13 protein-coding genes are annotated in these 19,531 nt (G+C 44.8%); 3 read left to right on the plus strand and 10 right to left on the minus strand.

Annotation, left to right across the window (positions count from 1 at the left end; translation table 11 throughout):
- Positions 1-25 precede the first annotated feature (25 nt).
- Together MKX68_RS27810 and MKX68_RS27815 are read right to left on the minus strand one after the other, a co-directional pair.
- Complete coding sequence (locus tag MKX68_RS27810; protein ID WP_340915002.1) at positions 26-1,789, minus strand: ATP-binding cassette domain-containing protein; 1,764 nt, start codon at positions 1,787-1,789, stop codon at positions 26-28.
- Positions 1,774-2,628 carry an energy-coupling factor ABC transporter ATP-binding protein gene (locus MKX68_RS27815; RefSeq protein WP_340915004.1) on the minus strand — a complete coding sequence of 285 codons (855 nt, stop codon included), beginning with the start codon at positions 2,626-2,628 and terminating at the stop codon, positions 1,774-1,776. The genes MKX68_RS27810 and MKX68_RS27815 overlap by 16 nt, the downstream gene beginning before the upstream one ends.
- Positions 2,629-2,740: 112 nt before the next feature.
- On the opposite strand from MKX68_RS27815, the gene MKX68_RS27820 reads away from it, so the two are divergent.
- The gene (locus MKX68_RS27820; RefSeq protein WP_036608438.1) at positions 2,741-3,331 is read left to right on the plus strand and encodes a biotin transporter BioY; all 591 of its coding nucleotides are present in this window, start codon (positions 2,741-2,743) and stop codon (positions 3,329-3,331) included.
- Positions 3,332-3,476: 145 nt separating this feature from the next.
- Here the strand turns inward: MKX68_RS27820 and MKX68_RS27825 are convergent, their stop codons facing one another.
- The 5 genes from MKX68_RS27825 to MKX68_RS27845 all read right to left on the minus strand — a co-directional run bounded on the left by MKX68_RS27825 (position 3,477) and on the right by MKX68_RS27845 (position 11,527).
- The gene (locus tag MKX68_RS27825) at positions 3,477-4,946 is read right to left on the minus strand and encodes an Msr family ABC-F type ribosomal protection protein (protein ID WP_340915006.1); all 1,470 of its coding nucleotides are present in this window, start codon (positions 4,944-4,946) and stop codon (positions 3,477-3,479) included.
- Positions 4,947-5,433: 487 nt separating this feature from the next.
- Positions 5,434-7,323, minus strand: coding sequence for a beta-glucoside-specific PTS transporter subunit IIABC (locus MKX68_RS27830; RefSeq protein ID WP_340915008.1), 1,890 nt, complete (start codon positions 7,321-7,323; stop codon positions 5,434-5,436).
- A 211-nt stretch (positions 7,324-7,534) separates the two neighbouring features.
- The gene (licT, locus tag MKX68_RS27835) at positions 7,535-8,365 is read right to left on the minus strand and encodes a BglG family transcription antiterminator LicT (RefSeq protein ID WP_340915010.1); all 831 of its coding nucleotides are present in this window, start codon (positions 8,363-8,365) and stop codon (positions 7,535-7,537) included.
- Between the two features lie 424 nt (positions 8,366-8,789).
- On the minus strand, positions 8,790-10,232 hold the full coding sequence (locus MKX68_RS27840; protein ID WP_340915012.1) for a 6-phospho-beta-glucosidase: 1,443 nt from the start codon (positions 10,230-10,232) through the stop codon (positions 8,790-8,792).
- A gap of 464 nt (positions 10,233-10,696) precedes the next feature.
- Positions 10,697-11,527 carry an amidohydrolase family protein gene (locus MKX68_RS27845; RefSeq protein WP_340915015.1) on the minus strand — a complete coding sequence of 277 codons (831 nt, stop codon included), beginning with the start codon at positions 11,525-11,527 and terminating at the stop codon, positions 10,697-10,699.
- A 322-nt stretch (positions 11,528-11,849) separates the two neighbouring features.
- On the opposite strand from MKX68_RS27845, the gene MKX68_RS27850 reads away from it, so the two are divergent.
- Together MKX68_RS27850 and MKX68_RS27855 are read left to right on the plus strand one after the other, a co-directional pair.
- Positions 11,850-13,577 (plus strand): cellulase family glycosylhydrolase, encoded by a 1,728-nt coding sequence (locus MKX68_RS27850; protein WP_340915017.1) that lies wholly within the window; start codon positions 11,850-11,852, stop codon positions 13,575-13,577.
- Between the two features lie 131 nt (positions 13,578-13,708).
- Positions 13,709-14,608, plus strand: coding sequence for a manganese catalase family protein (locus MKX68_RS27855; RefSeq protein ID WP_338594374.1), 900 nt, complete (start codon positions 13,709-13,711; stop codon positions 14,606-14,608).
- A 186-nt stretch (positions 14,609-14,794) separates the two neighbouring features.
- Here the strand turns inward: MKX68_RS27855 and MKX68_RS27860 are convergent, their stop codons facing one another.
- The 3 genes from MKX68_RS27860 to MKX68_RS27870 form a co-directional block, all read right to left on the minus strand.
- Entirely contained in the window at positions 14,795-16,777 is a 1,983-nt protein-coding gene (locus tag MKX68_RS27860; RefSeq protein WP_340915019.1) for a sucrose-specific PTS transporter subunit IIBC, read from the minus strand.
- A 26-nt stretch (positions 16,778-16,803) separates the two neighbouring features.
- Complete coding sequence (locus MKX68_RS27865; protein WP_340915021.1) at positions 16,804-18,279, minus strand: glycoside hydrolase family 32 protein; 1,476 nt, start codon at positions 18,277-18,279, stop codon at positions 16,804-16,806.
- Between the two features lie 147 nt (positions 18,280-18,426).
- The gene (locus MKX68_RS27870) at positions 18,427-19,410 is read right to left on the minus strand and encodes a LacI family DNA-binding transcriptional regulator (RefSeq protein WP_340915023.1); all 984 of its coding nucleotides are present in this window, start codon (positions 19,408-19,410) and stop codon (positions 18,427-18,429) included.
- Positions 19,411-19,531: the final 121 nt, after the last annotated feature.

Here is a 19,531-nt window from a genome sequence, read left to right on the forward strand (position 1 = left end):
ATCACGATCATTATCGCCATCACAGTTAGCGAATCCATATTAAAAGTACAAAAGCAATGAGGCCGGCCATGCTAATCCAGGTATCGCGTTTGGACCATACCAATAACGATGAACGTCCTCCGAGCGTAGAGTGCTCTCTAACTTTACGCATTTCCATCGCAATGGTCATATCCTCTGCACGTTGGAACAGTGCCATCAACAAGGGAATCACCATCGGACCCAGGTCACGAATTCGAACGGTATTTGGTCTTAAAGCTGCCTTTCCACGTGCCCGCACGATCAGTGAGAATCGCTGCCACTCACTCCAGATCATCGGGATAAACCGAAAGATTAACGATACAGCAAGTGCAAACGAAGCTACGGGCAGCCTGATTTTTTTACCGATACCGAGTACCCAGTTAAGCCCTTCTACCATTCGCCCATAAGGTGTCGTCAACGAAAACCAAAGGCTTGCCAATGTGACGATAAACAAACGATACACATTCAGCAAAGTGCCCTCCGCCTGCATCAGGGAAAAGCCAAAGTGCAGACCTCCTCCCTCTGTTGAAAGAGTTGTCCCAGATAACGCCGATGATATGATGAAAAAGAATAATAATGGCTTCATTAACTTCATACATCCAGCCAAAGTCTGACGCGGGAGCACGGCAAGTGCTGCTACTACCGGCACCAGTGTTAACGTCAATCCCAGCCATCGCTGTTGAAGCATAGCTGCGGTGACCAGCAAAATATACAAAATCCATTTCAAACGCGGGTCCATAACGCCATATAATCCGCCTGAATGAGTCAATGTGTTCGGAAGAAGCTTCGGATCATCTTCCGTTTTAATGGACGACAGCATCAGTGCTTCTTTTTCATCCTTCATTGCATCGCTCTTGACTTCCATCATTACCGTCCCTGATGTTTCTATCGACTCGTTCTGAATCCCCACCTCAATTAACTTAGACTGAACAATGCAGTCAGCCATCTCTTCTGGCGTCATCGCGGTTAAAGGCAGCTGAAGACCCGCTGCTCTTAACTGCTGTGCCAGTCTCATCGATGGTGGCAGTCCGATCCCTGTCTGCTCCAGCAGTTCAGGTCTTTTGTGAAGTTCTATCGGCGTAAGATCGGCGATTAGACGGCCTTCCTGCAACAACAATACTCGATCCGCACAAGGCAAGAATGTATCCAGATCATGGGTTGCTACCACGCCCCCACCACCTGCCAGACGATGTTGCGCCAATACATCCAGCAAAAGCCCGACACTTTGCGCTTCCAACCCGGCGCTTGGCTCATCCAGCAGAAGCCAGTGTGGATTGGTCACACTTCCGAGAGCAAGTCCAAGCCTGCGCTTCTCTCCCCCACTTAGAGCAAATGGCGACCTGTCCAGATGAAAACGTCGGTCCAACTCCGAGGAAACTGGCGGGTCCCATTGGTTCAGTGCTTTTGTGATCTGCTCTTGTTGCTGTTTCTCTGAAAGTCGATAGGGACGCAGAGAATATGTGAATTCACGCTGAATACTTCGCGCAAACAGTTGTTGTTCCGGAAATTGAAACAATAATCCCATTTGCAATAAAATCGACTGCGGCACTTTTCCTTCTTTCCAGAAAGGTGTGCCATCCAATGTGATACTTCCTGCATCGGGAGGTCTCAGACCAGCCAATGTCTGTAGTAGAGTCGTTTTTCCTGAACCCGTACAGCCCAGCAACAACGTGATTTCCCCACTGTTCAATTGCACTGTCACATCTTCAAGCAGAGCACGTTTACTCGATTCCGATGCTCCTATACGTATATTGCTTAGCTCAATCTCCAACGTGCGACCTCCTTGGCCAGTTGCTCAGGTCGCAGTGGCATGGCTTCTGGCATCATACCTTTTTGCTTGAGCAATAACGCAGTTTTTACAGTAAAAGGGGGGTCCAATCCTAACCGTTCACAGGGAGATAGCTGTACATTTTCCCGAGTAGCCTCCTCATTCATCTCTGTTTCATAGTAAAAGGACCCCGGCTCCCCGTTGTACACACAACGTCCCCTCTCCATAGCAATGATTCGATCACACAGGGTTGCTTCCTCCAGATGGTGCGTAATCCAGATCACCGTTGTACCCCGCTGGGTAATCTTCTGAACGATAGCCTCGATACGGTCTCTTGCTCCCGGATCAAGCATGGCTGTTGGCTCATCCAGAATTAATATATCCGGTTTGGCCGCGAGTGCTACCGCAATGTTAAGCAGTTGTTTCTGTCCACCCGATAACTGTGAGATGGCCATATCCGGGGGATATTGAAGTCCTACGGTATGTAATGCGTCCTGCCTCTGCTCCAATTGTTCTTCTACAGTATTCATTAATGGTGACAATGCATAATGAAATTCCTCTTCAATGGTATCACCCAGTACCTGTGCATCAGGTTGCTGTAATACCCCCCGAACGGTAAGTTCATCTGAGATATCCCGTAAGCCTCCCGATAGTGGAATGAATCCAATCAGTAGTCCAGCGAGTGTGCTTTTTCCACTGCCATTCGCCCCTACTATACTAATCCATTCGCCTTGGTGCAGCGTAAGTGAAACCCCATCCAGCGCTTTCCTCACCTGACCACCTTCGGTAGCATAATGCACCCGGACATCTTCTAATGTAATTATAGGCAGGTTGCCTTGCATCGTAAATTAGTCCTTTCCCTTTCTATTGTTATGTGGTACGATCCTAATCGTTAACCACATTTATATAATTGGTTAACAATCATATTACCAAAATGGAGAGGATTGTTCAAACATGAAATTATCTTTGCGAGGCATTGTATTCAGCGCACTTATGGCCGCAATTTTAGTACTTTTTGGTTACATAAGCATTCCCATTGGCTTCTCCCCTGTACCGATAACATTACAAACTTTGGCTGTCATGCTGGCCGGAGGATTACTTGGTCCACTCTATGGTTTTCTAAGTGTCACGATCGTTGTTCTGCTCACCGCTCTTGGATTCCCCTTGCTACACGGGACCGGAGGACTTGCAGTACTGCTTGGACCTACCGGAGGATATGTGATGATGTGGCCGATCTCCGCATTATTGATTGGACTGCTGCTTGCACGAATCAACATCAAAGGTGTAACAGGATTCATTCTCGCTTTTGTTGTATTTGAACTATTTGGCTCACTGCTCTTGTATGTCTCGGGTGTCCCTTGGCTTGCCTATGCATACAAAATGTCCTTACCCGAGGCCATGATTCAAGGATTCTATCCTTACATTATTGGGGATTTGGTCAAAGCTGTATTTGCTGCCATCATCATTGCGCCCGTGCGCATGGTTTTCCCACCTCAACGCCTAACAGGTAACATGCATTCCACGGTTATAAAAGCGGATTCTTAATAGAAGCTACATATCCTATTAGATCACGAGCCTCCATATACTAAATCAAAAACAGCCAAAATCACTTTGGCTGTTTTTGTTACTTCTCTTCCTCTAAGGTTGTTCTGTCATCGGAGTGATCCGTGTAAATCTTCTTTAGTTCAACTTATATATTCACCTGAATTAATTGACGCTCTGTAATCTGAAATTGTTGATCCGCTGTATTTTCAATAAACCTCTGATCATGAGATACATACAGAATCGTTCCTTCATATGCCTTAATAAAACGCTCCAACGCTTCCAATGCATGCATATCAAGAAAATTTGTCGGTTCATCCAACAATAGAATGTTATATTGTCCAAGAAACAAGTGACATAATTGAAGACGAATCGCTTCCCCTCCACTTAATGTCCCAACATTCTTGAGCAAGTCATTCCCTGTAAACTGCATTGCATGCAATGCACTTCTCAGCTCTGATTCCTCATATTCCGAACGATTCTTCAGGAATTGTAATACGGTCTCTTTTGTCGTGAAACGATAGCTCATTTGCTGAAAATAACCGAGCTTTGCTTTTGGAGACATTATGATCTGATCTCCGACATGGAAAACATGGTTAAGCAATGTACTTTTCCCACTGCCATTGGCTCCGGTTATCGCTATTTTTTGTTTTAATGGAACCTGAAAACTCACATCCTCCAGCAATACGTTACCTTCCACTTCAAGTGTAAGGCGATCTGCCATAATCGGAAATCGATTGTGCAGCTCCAGTGTCTTTGGCTGACGGAAGATCATAGGCCGATCCTCTTGCACTGCTTTTACCTCATGAAGTTGTTGCATCCGCTGTTCAATCGCTTTGGCTGCGCGGTGCACCCCTTTTTGACTGGTGCCTTTGGATTTTGTTTCAACCATACGGTTTGTTTTTGCCTTGGATTCTTTTTTGGACATGCTTCCAGCCTGCGTTATTTTCTCGGCTTTCTTCATCTTTTCCCGGGCGGCCAGCTCCAATCGCCTCTTCTCCTTCGAGAACTGCTCATGGGCCTGGTTTTGTTGTTCACGCTCCAGCCTCTTCTGTGCCTGATAATCACTATAGTTGCCAGAATATACGCGAACCTCACCTTGATGGATTTCCCAGATCGTGGTCACCAGTTCATCCAGAACCGCACGATCATGACTGATCAGTACGATTGCCCCATAGTAATAACGCAATTCATCCAGCAAAAATGTAATGCCCTCTTGATCCAGGTGTGTTGTTGGTTCATCCAGTAACAGTACTTCATGATAATGAGTGAACATTTGAGCCAGTTTCAAACGGGTTTGTTCTCCGCCACTCCATGATTGATCCTGTTGAGGTATGGCTAATTTACTGAGTAAAGCCCCGTCAACTTCGATATTTTCGTTAGACTGGGGTGGTTCCACTTGTTCCAAATAACCAAACTCTGCAAAACGTTTTACCTTTCCGGCTTTTGGCTGGATCTGCCCCGCAATGATTTTCAACAGTGTACTTTTACCCTGACCATTACCACCTACTACACCAATGCGATCCAGTTGATGAACAGCCAGTCGCTCAATGTTCAGTATTACTTTATCCATATAGGTCATTTCAACCTGTTCTAATTCAAAACATATCTTTTCCATATTCGCTACCTCCGAAATAAAATTTATTTCGTATCGATAGCGAAGCACGCTTCTATCGATACGAGCTGATTGTGCCAGCTCGTATCAATAGAACAGTAACGTCATCATGGCGGTTACCTCCAGTAGTCTGTATTGAGCGCCTTTACCTAATTATTTATCTGATTAAGATAATCAGAAGAAAAACAAAGAATCACAGGCCACGACCTGTGATTCAACGTAAACGGGAAAGCGAGTATAACACTTATTTTAAGGTCAGGATGATTGAAAATGACAGACTGGTCCCGTTTACTCTGAACCAATGGTCAGAGCCTTTGAACATATTCAATTACCGATTCAAAGGAAGGAAACGCAGTCTCATCGCATGTGTCATGTTCAATAATCCACCTTTCATTATCATGTATAGATGTACAATTCTAATTATAATTTTCCAATTACACCCTGTCAACGGAACCATGAAAACACGGCACCATCAGATTAGTACATCAATCTACTTTTGTTCCTGACCATTACCGCTACTTAATTTTAATAGAAGCTCTTGGCTACTAACCTGACCTGTAGCCTGTGGAATCACTTCTTCGTAGTTGGCTGAGTTGGTTACTATAATTGGCGTTACCGTGTAATAACCAGCGGCCTTAATCTGTGCAATATCGAACTCAAGCAACAGATCTCCCGCTTGGACCCGATCGCCTTCTTTGATATGGGAAACAAAATGCTGCCCATCCAATTTAACGGTATCAACTCCCACGTGAACCAATATTTCAGCACCGGTGTCTGATACTACAGCCAAGGCATGTTTTTTCTTGAATGCAACGGTAACTGTACCGTCAAAAGGTGCTACGACTCTGCCCACAGCTGGCTCAATCGCAATCCCTTTCCCCATTGCTCCTGATGCAAAGGCCGGATCTGGAACTTCCGACAATTCCACAATCGTTCCTTCGATTGGGCTGAATACCACTTCATCTGAAGCATTCATTGTACGGGCAGGTTGCTGGGCGGATGACGTAAATTCAGTTTTTGTTTCTTCTTCAACCGGATCTTTGAAGCCCATGATGTACGTCAGTACAGCCGAAACAACAAACGATACTACGATACCCAGAATCAATCCTGGGAAACCTTGTCCACCTGGTCCGTAGAAAATTGGCAAGGTCAGCAGTCCCGGTGCACCGGATGCAAATGCCAATGTGCCCGCTTGACCAATGATAGCTCCACCAACTGCACCGCCGATAACTCCTGCAATGAATGGACGTTTCAGTGGTAATGTTACCCCATAGATGGCCGGTTCCGTAATACCGAACAAAGCCGTCAACGTGGATGATCCCGCCAGCGTTTTCAGTTTTTTGTTCTTGGTTTTCAGCATAACCCCAAAAGCAGCACCCGTTTGAGCAAAGATTGAAGCTGTCGCAGCTGGTTTAACCCCATCCTGTCCATACACTGCAACGTTGTTGATAAATACCGGAATAAGACCCCAGTGTATTCCGAAGATAACGAGCAGCTGCCAGCTTGCACCCATAACGGCTCCTGCGAGCAATGGACTGAATCCAAATGCGGCAACGAGTCCAGCTGCAATTGCATTACCAACGTAGACACCAAATGGTCCGAATACCAACAGTGTCAGTGGTACCATAATCACTAGTAAAAATAATGGCGTAACAAAGTTTTTCACACTATCGTGAAGTGTCTTATTGAAGAACTTCTCCAACTTGCTCATCACAATGACAGCTAAAATGATAGGAATAACCGTCGATGAATAGTTCATCAGAATGACTGGGATACCGAAGAAATCCGTTGGTGTTCCCTCTGATTTCAACGTGACGATGGATGGATAGATCAGTGCTCCTGCAATCGTCATCGCTACAAACATATTTCCCTGGAATTTTCGTGCTGTTGTAACCGCTAACAACAGAGGCAGGAAGTAGAAGAGACTATCTGCTGCTGCATAGAGGATTGTATATGTTGTTTCTGTCGTTTCCAGCCATCCGATATTGCTTGCAATCAGCAATAACCCTTTTAGAATACCGGCTCCCGCCATAACACCCAGAAGTGGTGCAAAGATGCTGGATATGATATCGATAATCCCCCCGAGCCCTTTGGCTGCTTTGCGAGGTTTTTCTTTATCTGACGAATCGTCCAGAATGTTACTGATCTGTCCAATGGCACTATAGACTTCAGGCACCTTGTTACCAACAACCACCTGGAACTGTCCTCCATTTTCTTTGACTGCGATGATGCCTTCTGTTTTCTCCAGTTTGGCTTTGTCTGCCTTGGCATCGTCCTTCAATACAAACCGTAACCGTGTTGCACAATGAACCAGCGATTCCACATTTTTCTCACCGCCGACCAGTTCTACAATCTCTTTGGCCAGTTTCTCTTGACTCATGATCTGCACCCCCACTTTTTCTCAAACAGGCCCTTTACCGATTTTTTTGCACGCAAAAAACCTAAGCCTTGAGTGAGCGGACGCAATGGTCCTGACCTTCTCATGACTTAGGTTTTGCCTGCATAACCAGTAACAATCCCAGTTAAATCGTATTCAATTCCTGTTAATCACATATTATTATAATTAAACCATTTTTGTCAACATTTAAATATTATCGATTAACCACTCGTTCGATATGAACCGTCAGATACAATTTTTCTTCATTGGTCAGCTCATGGTTGTATTCCTTTTTGACAAACAACTCAATTTTCTCCGTACATGCTGCCGCATCTGGATGCTTCTCCTTAATCATGTCATAGAAATGATCATAGTTGTTGTCGTAATGCGTACCACTGAGCACACGCTGGGAGAAGAACTTCAGATGTGTGATAAAGCGAAAATAACTGAGAGAGTCCTCATCAAATTCCATTTTGAAATGATATTTCGCTATATTAATAATCTGCTGGATAAACTTCGTAATATTCATCGTTGTAATAACTTCTTCGTTCATCTCTGCGTTAACAATATGCAGGGCAATAAAAGCGGCTTCATCGGTTGGAAGCTCAATATTCATTCGGGTGTTGATCTGTTCCAGCGTCCTCAGGCCCAGTTCAAATTCGGGCTTGTACAACTGTTTGATCTCCCACATTAATGCGTTCTTGATCTCCACGCCTTCCCGATAACGTTCGATGGCGAAGTTAATATGATCTGTAAGAGATACATAGATGTTCTCATTCAGCTTTCGGCCCAGATTCTCACGCGCATACGTGATGATCTCTTCCACAATTTCAATCAGTTCCATCGGAACTTCACGCAGCAGCATTTTGAAATTATCGGATGTTTGTTTGTTTTTCAATGCAAATACTTTCTGGATGCGGGTCTCGTCTACTTTATCCCCCGGCTTTTTCTTAAAGGCAATCCCACGTCCCATCACCACAAGCTCTGCTCCATCCGCCTGATAGATGCTAATGACGTTATTGTTGATAACCTTTGCTATTTTCACTTCAATCCCCCCGTCACGTTCCACTCTCTTGGCAGTTATACATCGTCTTTTGGGCATACAAAAAAAACCTGAAGCATCACAAAATAAACAAGACATGGTGGTCTGCTTTTTTTGGTGCTTAGGTTTTGCCTACTTCGTGTAGTAACAATCCCAGAAACGATATATTTGCGTCAAGTATAGCGCGAACCTGACTAAATGTCAACGCTTTCAAGGCGGGGACAATCGGAAGTCCCATAGTTATATAAATTGAACTAGAGAATATTTACACTAGCTACTCCGATGACAGAACAACCTTCCGATCGCTGTTATCCCCAGCTTTTTTTTGTCCTCTCCGTTTTGTGTAAATGTTTAGTTCAATTTATATAGATGAAGCTTCCGATGTTTTATTGCCATACAAGACCATTTTAATTCAGAAAAATATAAACTACTCGTCACCCAGGTTTGTTCCGTTGGATTCAATCACATTTTTGTACCACTCAAAACTCTTCTTCTTCAGTCGTGTCAGCTCTCCTTGACCTTCATTATTACGATCCACGTAAATGTAACCATAACGTTTTCTCATCTCACCTGAGGATGCACTTACAATATCAATAGGTCCCCAGCTGGTGTAACCAATGATGTTCACCCCATCCTGAATGGCCTCACCCATTTCAGCTACATGCCGTTTCAAGTAGTCAATCCGGTATGCATCATCCACTTCACCTTCCGGTGTAACCACGTCATTCGCACCAAATCCATTTTCAACAACAAACAGCGGTTTCTGATAACGGTCATGTAGTTGATTGGCGGTAATACGGAATCCTTTGGGATCAATGGTCCATCCCCATTCGGACTTCGCCAGATATGGATTGGCTACCGAGCCAAATACATTACCACTGGTCATATTTTTGACAACTTCAGGATCCGTACTTGTTGTACGACTTGAATAGTAGCTGAACCCAATATAATCTACGGTATGATTCTTCAAGATTTCCGCATCACCCGGCTGCATAACAATGTTCAACCCGTGATCTTTGAAGAACCGTTTGGCGTAACCCGGATATTCCCCACGTGACTGCACATCAATGAAGAAATAGGATTCTCTATCTTTTTCCATACCCTGGAACACATCTTCCGGATTACAGGTATACGGATAGAAGCTTCCTGCGGCGAGCATGCACCCAATCATGGCACCAGGAATAATCTCATGACATGCCTTGACTACCAGTGCACTTGCAACCAGTTGATGGTGAGCAGCCTGATATTGAATTTCCTTGATGTTATCCCCTTCATTGAACGCCAGCCCCGCCCCAAGGAACGGAAGATGTAACAACATGTTGATCTCATTAAATGTCATCCAGTATTTCACCTTGTCTTTGTACCGAGTGAATACCGTTCTAGCGTAAGTTTCGAATAGCGTCACCAGTTCACGACTTCTCCAGCTGCCATACTTCTCGATCAGATGCACAGGCACATCGAAGTGAGCCAATGTAACCACAGGTTCAATGCCGTTTTTCAACAATTCATCAAACAGGTTATCATAAAATTGCAATCCGGCTTCATTTGGCTGTGCATCTTCTCCTGTTGGGAAAATCCGTGCCCAGGCAATGGAGACACGCAGTGCTTTGAACCCCATTTCGGCAAATAAAGCAATGTCTTCAGGGTAACGGTGATAGAAGTCAATCGCTTCGTGTGAAGGATAGAACTCGGTAGCGAGCGGCGTAAAAGCCGGAACATGACCTTTCATAATACTTCTGCGGTTCTCACCTGTTGGCAGCAAGTCAACGATACTCAGCCCTTTGCCATCTTCCAGATATGCGCCCTCCGCCTGATTGGCAGCAATGGCTCCACCCCACAGAAAGTCTTTAGGAAATTTAAAATTCGTCATCATCATTCTCCTTCCAAATATGTAATTCAGCTATCCGCTCAAATCACGAGAAAATTATAGAGACAAAATATCTAAGTTGAACTACACGATTACACATAAACGGAGAGGACAGAAAAAATCTGGAGAAGCGGCGCGTTCGCCTACAAGCTTTCTGCAAGAAAGCTACATCGGAAGCATACGCTATCACCGGATTTCCCCTTTAAAAAGGGGATCGAAAAATCTGGAGATAACAGCGATTGGAAGATTGTTCTGGCCGCGCAGTCGTCCCGTGTAAAATCGTTTGTTCAACTTAAATAGAAAAAACCCGAACCAGCCTGGTACACGATTACGTGTAAACAAGCCAGCTCAGGTTATGCCCATATCGGTAACATTCCCAGATCACAATTATGCGGATTGGATAAAACTTTAGCAAGAATCAGAACAGTTGTCAACTTCTTGAAACCGGTTTAGCTTCGGAATGCCCACTACGATATTTGATAGAATGCAGCACATGTGCCGCCAAGAATCATCTGTTGATCTAATATAGGTAGGGCATTAATGTGAGAATTAATGAGACCGTATACTTCAGAATACGTAGCTGAAACGTTGCTCACGGGCCAGTCGGACCCGAACATTAACCGTTCCGCACCAAAGGCTTCTATGGCGATATTCAGATAGGCTGTAAAGTCCTTTGGAGTCCAATTTGCCCAATCTGCTTCCGTCACCATCCCTGAAAGTTTACAGTACGCATTAGGTTGTGCGGCTAATGACTCAAGTGCTTCTTTCCAGGGTGAGATTATACCTGATTTTATGTCGGGTTTGGCTAGATGATCAAGGACAAATCGCTGTTCAGGAAACGTCTTAACCAATTCAACGGCATAAGGCAATTGCTCCTTGGATACCAACAGATCATAGGCCAAACTATATTCTTTTAGCAATGAAATTCCGCGCTGAAAGTCTTCTCTCAATACATACCTCAGATCAGGTTCATCCTGTATGACATGTCGTACGCCCTTAAGATACGGATTGGACGCGAACAATTCAAGCTGATTCCGAACTTCATCCGAACAAAGGTCCACCCATCCGACAACACCTTTGATACATTCATGCCGATCTGCCAACTGCAGAAGCCACTCGGTTTCTGTCAGTGATTGTCTGGCTTGTACCGCAATACATCCCTCCAGTCCGGATTGGACCAATAAAGGTTCAAGATTTTCCGGAAGAAAAGATTGACGAATGGCTTTCATCTCTTCGCCAATCCATCCGTACTCGGCGACATTGTATTCCCAGAAATGTTGATGTGCATCCAGCTTCATATTAGATCCCTCCCAGGGTATTTAAATCTAATTATCATTAAAAAGCAACCATATGATTTTTATTTCCAATGAAATAAACGCTTACTACACAATCTATAAATATGACCAAATCACTGATTTTTACATGATTTTTATACCAATTGTGCAGGTATTGTCCAATATTAAATCATGATATAGTAAATTACGAAAACGCTTTCAGTACATAAATCGGTGGTGATTCCAGTATTAAACAAGTGAATTTTTGTTTGCGTTGAGCTCTATTTTCACCCTGCTTAACCGCTATTCACGTTCAAACATTCTCTATTCGAAGGAGACTATATTAATGAAAAAAAACCGCAAATCAGTCCTATCTCTTACGCTTGTGACTGCCCTGATTCTATCTCTATTCTCCTCGGCTATGGCTTCAGCTGCAACTGACAACAGCGAACAGGCCAATACCTCAGCCGCTCCAAGCAAAATGCAGACCTATGTAAACGCCATGGAGCCTGGCTGGAATCTGGGTAACTCTCTGGACGCCGTTGGTGAGGATGAGACAGCCTGGGGCAACCCGCGCATTACAAAGGAACTAATTCAATCGATCGCAGCTGAGGGCTACAACAGTATCCGTATTCCTGTGACCTGGGAAGCCCACATCGGTGACGCACCCGACTACATAATTGATTCCGCTTACATGAATCGGGTTCAAGAAGTGGTAAACTGGGCCCTCGATGCGGATCTCTACGTCATGATCAATCTTCACCATGATTCCTGGCGTTGGATCAGTTACATGGAGAAAGACCATGACAACGTGCTTACACGTTATAACTCTGCTTGGACTCAGATTGCGGACAAATTCAAAGATGCATCCGATAAACTCATGTTCGAAAGTGTTAACGAACCACGTTTCTCTGAAGGCGGCACAACAGATGCAGCGATTGGATATCGCATGCTGGACGAGTTGAATACTTCTTTTCACAAGATCGTAAGAACTTCGGGTGGAAACAACGAGACACGTCCACTTGTGCTTCCAACGATGCATACTTCTTCCGCTCAACCTGATCTGGATGAACTGAATAAGACCATTCAAAAATTGAATGACAGCAATATTATTGCAACCGTTCACTACTACGGGTTCTGGCCATTCAGTGTGAACATCGCAGGTTACACCAAGTATAACGAGGAAGTACAGAAAGACGTTACCGACACATTCGATCGGGTATACAATGCTTTTACAGCGAAAGGCATTCCGGTTATCGTTGGTGAGTATGGCTTGCTTGGTTTTGACCAGCACACAGGTGTCATTGAGCAAGGCGAAAAACTGAAATTCTTCGAATTTGTTGGACAATATCTGCGCCAAAAACAGATGACAACGATGTTATGGGATAACGGTCAACACTTCGGTCGCACAAGTTTTACCTGGTCTGATCAGGAATTATTTGATACCATGAAAGCCAGCTGGACAGGTCGCTCATCCACAGCCGAAACGGACCTCGTGTATCTTAAACAAAATGAAGCCATTCAAGATAAGAAGGTAAAACTCAATCTGAATGGGAACAAATTCAATTCGTTGAAAAATGGCACTACCCCTCTTGTAAGAGGTAAAGACTATACAATTAAAAAAGATGTACTTACGTTAAAATCCAATCTGTTAACCAAATTGACAGCCTCTGGTGATTTGGGCGTAAATGCCACACTCACGGCTGGATTCAATGAAGGTGCTGACTGGAACTTCAATATCATTAAATATGACACACCTAAGTTGAACGATGCAACAGGTACAACCAGTGCCTTTGCCATTCCGACTACGTTTAACGGCAATCAGCTGGCCACGATGGAAGCAACATATGCAAACGGAGAGAACGCCGGTCCACAGAACTGGACTTCGTTCAAAGAATTCTCCTACACATTTAGCCCAGATTACGAAGGTAATGTGATTGAGCTGAAACCTAACTTCTTCAATGAAACCAATGATGGTGAAGTCACGCTTAAATTCCATTTCTGGAACGGAGATGTGCTGACGTACAAAATCACGAAAAATGGAACCAGCATTGTTGGCGTAGCTTCCAAATAAGAACTCATCTAACGTTCTGTTCAGAGCTTTAAGCTCTGGCAGAACGTTTTGTTTTTGTTTCACAATTGATCGAATAACGTACAAGTGCCCCTTCATACCTTTACACTAACTAGGATTGAGGGGGAAATGTCATGTTTAAACGTGTAGACCGTCTTGCTATCGAACTACCCATATCCAGTAATCCTGACCCTAATGGAGCTAGTGCAGTTCAGGAGTTGCTTGGTGGAAAGTTCGGGGAAATGTCAACATTAAATAACTATATGTTTCAGTCATTCAATTTCAGAGGCAGATCCAAGCTGCGTCCTTTTTATGACATTGTTGCAAGCATTACCGCGGAGGAATTCGGCCATGTCGAACTTGTCGCCAATACGATTAACCTCATGCTTGAAGGTTCGACATCACCAGGCGCTCCAGACTCTACCCCGCTACGTGTAGGCAAAGACGCACGGATGACTTCACATTTTATTGAATCAGCTCAGACAGCGCTCCCTTATGACTCCATGGGAAGACCCTGGAATGGTTCGTATGTCGTGAGCAGTGGCAATCTGATCTTTGATCTGTTGCATAATTTCTTTCTTGAATGTGGAGCCAGGACGCACAAAATGAGAGTCTACGAAATGACGGATAACAAGACAGCCCGAGAAATGACAGGTTATCTGCTTGTACGTGGAGGTGTGCACGTTCTGGCATATGCTAAGGCACTGGAAATTGCAACGGGCGTGGATGTAACGAAGATGTTCCCTATTCCACGACTGGATAACAAAGCTTTTGAAACGACACGAAAATGGGAAGCGATGGGAGAGCACCGCAGGCTGTACACGTTTAGTGACAAGGATTATCAGGGTATTGCCCAGATCTGGAAAGGAGTACATCCAACCGATGGTGGTAAACTGGAGGCTTTTGCCGGCTTGCCAGGTTATGGAGGGCCAGTGCCTGAGCTACCTGATCTGCCGGAAGAATTTGCGCCAGGAATATCCGCGGAAGATCTAATGCAGATTGCCGAGCGACTGAAACGTCACGCTGGTCTGTAAGATAACGATTGACGTTTGTTTTTCATAGGGCGTCGATTGGATAATCGTACACTGGTGTTACCTTTTGTGCTAGAACACTTTGTTCAATTAGATTATTGATGATCTATTTCTTTGATTTCATACGATTGTACACCAAAAAGGGAAACGGGAGAGTTACATCTCTACCATTTCCCTTATAACGTGCCACTATTGTGGTTCAGTAAATTTTACGACCAGTACTGCTTCCCCATTAGCTTGAACATGACCTGTTGACGTTGCTGTAACGGTCGCTATGGTTTCATTTCCGCTTGGGATCAACACAGGTGTAATCACTGGCAGACCCGCGGCCTGAATGACATCCATATCGAATTCAATCAATAATTGTCCTGCAGTTACACGATCTCCGCTATTCACATGCGCAGTAAAACCGTTTCCTTTTAGTCCAACCGTATTAATTCCGATATGAACCAGCATCTGTACACCTGTCTCATGCTCCAGAATCACCGCATGTTTACTCTTGTTCATGACATGTGCGATGACACCATCAAACGGTGCATACACCTTACCTTCTGATGGCTCAATGGCAATGCCCTCACCCATGTGTTTTTCCGAGAACGCCGGGTCAGGAACCTGCTCCAGAGCAACGACGGTACCGTTCATTGGCGAAGCGATTTCGAGAAAATCTACCTTAGGACGATTGCTTGTAACGGCATCGGTAACTGAATTAATACGCGGATTAGAATCCACTGCATTAACTTCACCTGATGTTACTCCACTGTTGTCATGGCTCATTGATTCTTCTGCAATCGGTTGATCCTTATATCCGAAGAACCAGGTAAGCGCAAATGCAATCGCCATGGCAACTACGTTGGACAAGATATACAACGGCAGTTGGCTGTTCAGATAGAGCAGTGTACCGGGAATAACCGTTACAGCCATGCCCGTACCTTGCAGATGGAACAGGGAAGCGATGAAACCACCCACACCACCACCAACCAGTCCCATAATAAATGGTTTCATATAACGCAAGTTAACTCCGAAGATGGCTGGCTCGGTAATGCCCAGAAATGCGGACAAGGAAGAAGGTAATGCGAGTGCTTTGAGTTTCATATTTTTGGTCTTCAGACCGACTGCGAGACAAGCCGCTCCTTGTGCTGCCATGGCACAGGTAATGATGGCGTTGAACGGATTGAATCCCGTTTTCTCCAGTAGTTGAATCTCCAGGAAATTAAAGATGTGATGCACACCGGTAACGACAATAATCTGATGGAAGAATCCAATGATAATACCTGCGATGCCAAACGGAAGATCCAATACGGCAGTTGTTCCATGCAGCACCCACTCTTCTAGGGAATGGAACACGGGACCAATCGCGAATAGTCCAAGCGTAATCATGACTGTTAACGTAATAAAAGGAGTCAGAATTAAATCCAGTGCCTCTGGTACCCGTCTTCTTAATACCTTTTCAAACTTGGCTCCAATCAAACCTACAAAGAACGCGGGCAGAACCGATCCCTGATAACCCACGACAGGTATAAAACCGAACATATGCAGCGGCTGTGCTGATCCATCTGCCACCGCGTAAGCATTGGGTAATGCGGGATTAACCAGCATTAGCCCCAGTACGATACCAAGTACCGGACTTCCGCCAAATACGCGGAATGCGGACCACGCTACAAGTGCAGGTAAAAATGCAAATGCCGTATCCGTCAGGATTTGAGTGAACAACAGGAAATTGGCCGAGATATCATCAGGTGTTGCACCGAACAACGCTAAAATCTCATTCTGGGTAAGTAATCCGCGCAATCCCATGAACAAACCTGTAGCTACCAGAACGGGAATGATGGGTACAAATACGTCACCAAACGTGCGGATAGCCCGTTGAAAAGCGTTTCCTTCTTTTTTCCCCTGACTCTTCACATCATCTTTGGATGTTCCTTCGATTCCCAGCTTCTCAACCTCTTCAAAGATTCGATTCACTGTTCCCGTACCAAAGATAATCTGATATTGACCTGAGTTGAAAAAGGCGCCTTTCACCTTCTCGATGTTCTCGACCGTTTTCTGATCAATCTTTTCTTTATCTTTCACCATGATGCGAAGACGTGTTGCACAATGTGCAAATGATGCAATATTCTCTTTGCCCCCGATGGCATGAATCACTTCCTGGGCAATTCGTTGATTCTCCGACATGTTATCTCATTCCTCTCAAGTAATACTTAATAATGCCAATGTGTTGCTTCAAAATCAGCTTTGCCTCCGCGTGCAAAGAAACGAATATCCACGCTGTCCGGAATTGGGAAAATCCGGCTGGTAAAGACCTCTTCCCCATCGTTCACAAAGATCTCTACCGAAGACGCATCAACGAACAGATGAAACTTAATCACGTCCGCAGTAAGTGTGCACCGTCGTACAACGCCATTCTGCTCTGCTAGCTCGGCACCAGACATCATCCGATCCAAGACAACTTTGTGCTGAATCCGATCATACAGAAGAACCGTTTTCTCAGTTTCACTTGCTCGGAATTCGATGCCGACAATCTCTGCTTCTACATGGCTTATCTCACATATCAGCTCATAGGAAATTCCATTGAAACCTGTAAAAGAACGACTTTCATTGTCCATTGTTGCGCGAATATAAGTTCCTTCCTCTTGCTTGCGCAATTGAACCAGCTCTGCAACTGGTTGTTGAATTAACTTCCCGTCTCGGAGTGACAACTGCCGAGGAATGGTCAGGCAATGAGCCCAGCCATTATCGTCTGTCGGATACGCCAGATCGGGAAGCCCCATCCAACCAACCAGAATACGTCTTCCGTCCGGAGCCTGCATCGTCTGTGGAGCATAGAAGTCGAATCCACGATCCAACTCCTGAAATTCACCATGTGTGAACTCTCTCGTCTGGAGATTAAGCGGCTCACCAATCAGATAACCGGACTGAAAAATATTCTGATAATGATCTCCCGCTGCATCTAAGCCTTGCGGGGAAAAGACAAGTACACCTTTCCCGTCCAGCTCCATATAATCCGGGCACTCCCACATGTAGCCAAAGGAGGTTAATTGCGTATGAATTTCACCAAAAAACTCCCATTTTTTCAGATCAATTGAGCGATACAGCACCGTACATCCCGTCTCGTCTTTTCTCTGCGCACCAATGACACAATAATACGTATCTCCTTGTTGCCACACCTTGGGATCTCTAAAGTGTTCCGTGTATCCGGCTGGCACAGACGAGATCACGGGATCATTCAGTTTGCTTACTGAACCGCTTTCATCCATAACTGCCAAGCACTGATACGGATGTCTGACCCAAGCCTCATCCCTCGTATTGCCCGTGTACAGCAAGTGCAGCTTGCCGTCTTTTTCAATCGCACTACCGGAATAAGCTCCGTGTGAGTCATACCAGCTATCCGGTTCGATTCCAATCCCGACATTTTCCCAGTTCACCAGATTCTTCGAGCGAGTATGATACCAGTATTTCATGCCATGTTCTGTTCCAAGTGGAAACCACTGATAGAACAGATGATAATAGCCGTGATAATATGCAAAGCCGTTAGGATCATTAAGCAGACCTGTTATCGGCTGAATGTGATAACTCTGTCGCCAAGGACATACAGATATCTGTGCTTCAAGCTTCGCAATCTCTTCAGGCTGCGCTTGCTCAATTCGTCTGTAGCGTTGCTCTCTAGTCATTTTCATAGCTGTTCTCCATTCAAAATGTAGGAACCGGTTCCATTCGACGCAAAAAAATAATTCCATATGGCATTGATGCCTGCCCGTGTTCGCATATCCGTATTGGATATTTACATTGGAACCGGTTCGATGGAATTATCATAAAGGATGTTTTTATAATTTGTCAACGCTTTCTCGAGGAATTAGTTCTACGTCCAATGTTGTTCGTTCCTCCACCGACTCGCCTTTGACCAGACGAATAATGTGATTCGCCGCTACTTTGCCCGCCTGCAAATAATGATATTTCACTGTCGTCAGCGTGGGGTGAATCATCTCCGTAATATCATATCCGCCAAATCCGGTAACGGACAAATCTTGCGGAATGCGGATTTTATTGGAGAACGCAATCTTCATCACACCCAGTGCGATATTATCCGTGGCCCCTACAATGATTGTTGGTGTGATTTCTTTCAGTATGGCTTCAGCGGTAACAATGGCTTCCGACATCTTAAAGCTTGTCTCATAATACTTCACTTCACATCCACCACACTCGGCGATTGCTCGCTGGAACCCTTGTTTACGATAGATCCCTACCGCCCGATCCTTCTCGCTAACTCCCATATACACGATCTTGCGGTGACCCTGTTCTACGACATATCTGCCCATCTCATAACCTGCCTGGTCATCATTGTGAACCAGACTGTGCAGTTGCTCATGCTGCTGCCCCACCAATAACACCGGAATCCGTATATCCTCAACGGCCTTCAGATGTGCTTCAGTCACTTCAGCAGCCAGCAGAATAATACCTGATACCTTCTGTCGTGCAAAATCATAGATGGCATCAATCTCGCGTTGCATGTCCTGACTCGTATTTGCGATCAGCATCTGATACTGATTACTCCGCAGTTCTTCATCAATTCCGATCAATGTCTGGGATGTTGCAAAAGAATCAAGACGTGGCACAACCGTACCGATAATACTGGTCTTCTTAGCCTTCAGACTCTGTGCAAATGTGTTGGGAACATAATTGTATTGTTTGATAATACGCTCAATCTTCTGGCGTGTATTCTCACTAACAGATCCGCCATTCAGGTAGCGAGAGACCGTGCTTTTTGCCACACCTGCCATCTGAGCGATATCAGAAATCGTTTTATTCATAAAGACTCCTCTTGTTTCTATTAGCTAGTTTACCTTTTATTATACTTCGAATCGCAAACCCATGGGGAATTTGATTCAACTCCATTTATCGCACGTCTATGGTACATTCCCGATGTAATAA

The organism is Paenibacillus sp. FSL M8-0212 (assembly GCF_038004645.1).
In the GTDB taxonomy this organism is placed as follows: domain Bacteria; phylum Bacillota; class Bacilli; order Paenibacillales; family Paenibacillaceae; genus Paenibacillus.

What these genes read in the sequence shown, in the direction of transcription:
- MKX68_RS27815 (WP_340915004.1), bottom strand. Translation starts at nt 2,628, where the DNA reads ATGCAAGGCAACCTGCCTATAATTACATTAGAAGATGTCCGGGTGCAT.
- MKX68_RS27820 (WP_036608438.1), top strand. Translation starts at nt 2,741, where the DNA reads ATGAAATTATCTTTGCGAGGCATTGTATTCAGCGCACTTATGGCCGCA.
- MKX68_RS27825 (WP_340915006.1), bottom strand. Translation starts at nt 4,946, where the DNA reads ATGGAAAAGATATGTTTTGAATTAGAACAGGTTGAAATGACCTATATG.
- MKX68_RS27830 (WP_340915008.1), bottom strand. Translation starts at nt 7,323, where the DNA reads ATGAGTCAAGAGAAACTGGCCAAAGAGATTGTAGAACTGGTCGGCGGT.
- MKX68_RS27840 (WP_340915012.1), bottom strand. Translation starts at nt 10,232, where the DNA reads ATGACGAATTTTAAATTTCCTAAAGACTTTCTGTGGGGTGGAGCCATT.
- MKX68_RS27845 (WP_340915015.1), bottom strand. Translation starts at nt 11,527, where the DNA reads ATGAAGCTGGATGCACATCAACATTTCTGGGAATACAATGTCGCCGAG.
- MKX68_RS27850 (WP_340915017.1), top strand. Translation starts at nt 11,850, where the DNA reads ATGAAAAAAAACCGCAAATCAGTCCTATCTCTTACGCTTGTGACTGCC.
- MKX68_RS27855 (WP_338594374.1), top strand. Translation starts at nt 13,709, where the DNA reads ATGTTTAAACGTGTAGACCGTCTTGCTATCGAACTACCCATATCCAGT.
- MKX68_RS27860 (WP_340915019.1), bottom strand. Translation starts at nt 16,777, where the DNA reads ATGTCGGAGAATCAACGAATTGCCCAGGAAGTGATTCATGCCATCGGG.
- MKX68_RS27865 (WP_340915021.1), bottom strand. Translation starts at nt 18,279, where the DNA reads ATGAAAATGACTAGAGAGCAACGCTACAGACGAATTGAGCAAGCGCAG.
- MKX68_RS27870 (WP_340915023.1), bottom strand. Translation starts at nt 19,410, where the DNA reads ATGAATAAAACGATTTCTGATATCGCTCAGATGGCAGGTGTGGCAAAA.